The 2,716-nt window shown below is 42.5% G+C and carries 1 protein-coding gene; it reads left to right on the plus strand.

Features of this window, described 5'->3' with window-relative positions:
- Positions 1-2,609 (plus strand): hypothetical protein (locus Q5866_RS21010; RefSeq protein WP_303182344.1); only part of this gene is annotated, 2,609 nt, incomplete at its 5' end.
- Positions 2,610-2,716 lie beyond the last annotated feature (107 nt).

A 2,716-nucleotide genomic window follows, 5' to 3' on the forward strand; every position in this document is an offset into this window, starting at 1 on the left:
TCCACCTGGTTTTTATTTGGTTCTTGGGTTTTGGTCTAGCTGTTCTTGCCGTGATTCCTTACCCCAGAATTCACAATAACGTGCGGGCGGTGTCCCGTTTAGTGAGTGTGGCTCTATTCCCGTTGCTTTTTGCTGGGGGGGGGGCGATTGCTTACGGTTTCCAATCCGTATCCGGCAAACGGGAAGTGTTCAGGGAAGTTTATGCCAAGTACCACCAAAATAAAGTATTAAAAATAGTCGGGAATCAACTTCATTTGAAAGAGATGGGAAACGGGGGGATTTCCGTGACCAGTCGAATGACGGTAGAAAACAGGGATAGTGAGGAACTTCCCTTGATTCTTTACCTGAATCCGGGGCTGGCGGTTTCCTCGATTACCGTGGACAGGAAAGGTGTTTCCTTCCGGCGAGATCAGCAAGTGCTTCTCGTGGACGAGAAGGTACTCCTTGGCGAAATAAAAGAAGTTATCGTGAATTACGAGGGAAAAATCGACAATAGTTTTTGTTTTCTCGATACCCCGGAAGAGAAGTATACTTCCTCGGCTGTGAACACGATTGATATTTACCGTTTTGGCTATAGCCCAGCGTTGTGCGAGAAAGGATACAAATTGCTTACTCCGGAATGTGCTTGGTACCCAGTCAGTGTGCCTCCCTACGATGTGTCCGGTTTCAGGCGAGCCATGTTCACTCGCTACGAACTGGAAGTGGAGCATGACTCAAATCTAGTAGCAATATGTCAAGGGAATGCGAATAGGGATACTGTCGGGAGAACGATATTCACGTTCGAGCATGACATGAGGGGGATTAGTCTTTGTGTCGGCAATTACAAGAAACGGGAGATTGTGGTCGGTAGCGATGCTTTACCTGAAATCCACGCTATGTCGAATATGGCAAAGGATGATTTTTCGACAAGGGTAGAGCTTTTTTACTTGCCCGAGCATGAGTTTATGCTAGATATTTACGACAGTATTCCCAAAGGGGAGTGGTCGAACATTATTGCAAATGCTAAATTCCAAATAGGATTTTATGGTGATAATAATAATTATGTCGTAAGGCGCATGATGAATAAAGTACCCCTTGATCCCACGCTGCAGTATCCTTATAGTTGGATCACTGTCGTGGAGGTTCCGTGTGATTTTCACGTGTTCCCGGGGAAGACCATAAAGGAGGGGGAGAGAACACAGGGGGGGATGGTATTTCTTTCGGAAAAGAAATATTCGGTGGACGAGCCTTTCTTTTCTTTTGATAACAAGAAATTAAAAACTCGATTACCATCGTACGAAGAAGAAGAGGTTAAAACATGGTTTAATAAAGAATTTCAACTTTTCGAGCGGGGAAGTTTTGGGCTACAATCAAGTGGTAAGGGTAACACGAGTTTTGTTTATTCTGACGAATGCTCCTTGATCAATGATGCCTTGCTCTTGGCTTTTTATCCCAATTTAAGTTGGGAGCATGAGTTGGATGTTGAATACTATATAGTTGATTACATGAAAGACCATAGTCTTGAAGAGGCTTTGAGAGATCCCTTGCTCTCTCCGGAGTTGCTTGATAAGATCATTCGTAAAAAATGTGAGGAATTAAACGCCCTGCTGGCGATCAGAATCGGGAAAAAAGAGTTTCACAATGCTTATCATGATTTTCTCAAGCGACACCTTTTTGAGGAAACAACCTTTGAAGATTTTTCGCAAGAAATCTTTTCTCGTTTTAATGTTAAATTGGACTCTATCGTTGATAGTTGGTTTCGAAATAATGAGTTACCCATTTTTGAGATAGACGGGCATGTTATCTCGGTGAAGGGTGAAAATTATAGTAGGTACAATACATACGATTTTAAAGTATTTAATCGGGGCAAAGTTCCGGGTATAATCAGGGCGAGCAATAATTGTTCGGGATGGATTATTCCTCCGGGAGAGGGACGAGCGATAAGAACACGAATGAAGGATAATGTTAATTTCAATATTTATACCATTCTGGCTTTAAATATCCCGGGATATGTTGAATTATCAAGTGAGAAAAGGGATGTCTATACCGACACCACCACGTGGTATTTGCCCCTCGATTCGACCTCATTTTCAACCGTGAACGAGAACGAGATTATCGTGGATGACTCTGAGCTGGGATTCACGTTCCTTGAAACCAGAAAGTTTAACATCGCATCCTTGTTCGGACAAGTCGAGACACGTGCCAAGTATTATGCGTTTCCCCCTGAAGAACATTGGGGTTTTACAGTCAAAGAAGAGGGGTATGGTTTCCCGGTGAAAGGAGTGTATTTTAAACAAGCCGGTAAGGGTAATCAAAAAGTACAATGGGAAACTGATTTACCCGAGGGAACATACGAGGTGTTTTGTTATCAACCTTCCGGGAAAAACAGAATCAGTGATTTCTTAAGAGAGTACTATTATACCGTATTTGACGGGAAGGAAGAACACGAGGTTGTGCTCTCTATGAGTAAAGATGATGGGGGATGGCTATCCTTGGGTGTTTTTGATTTTCACGGGAAGGGAAGGCTGACGTTGAGTGACAGAGATCGTGAACGTAATTCCGCAGATAAAGATAGTGACCCGCAAGTTGTCGTTGCTGATGCCATAAAGTGGGTTAAAGTTCAGAAATAATAGTCTGTATTTAAGGGCGGTATTTAGAGGAAAAGCAAAAGTGTTATATATCAAAATCAAGTGTTATGGGAGTTAATTGTGTTTTAATTGAAATTTTATATGGGTTC

Source organism: uncultured Butyricimonas sp., assembly GCF_959596855.1.
In the GTDB taxonomy this organism is placed as follows: domain Bacteria; phylum Bacteroidota; class Bacteroidia; order Bacteroidales; family Marinifilaceae; genus Butyricimonas; species Butyricimonas muris.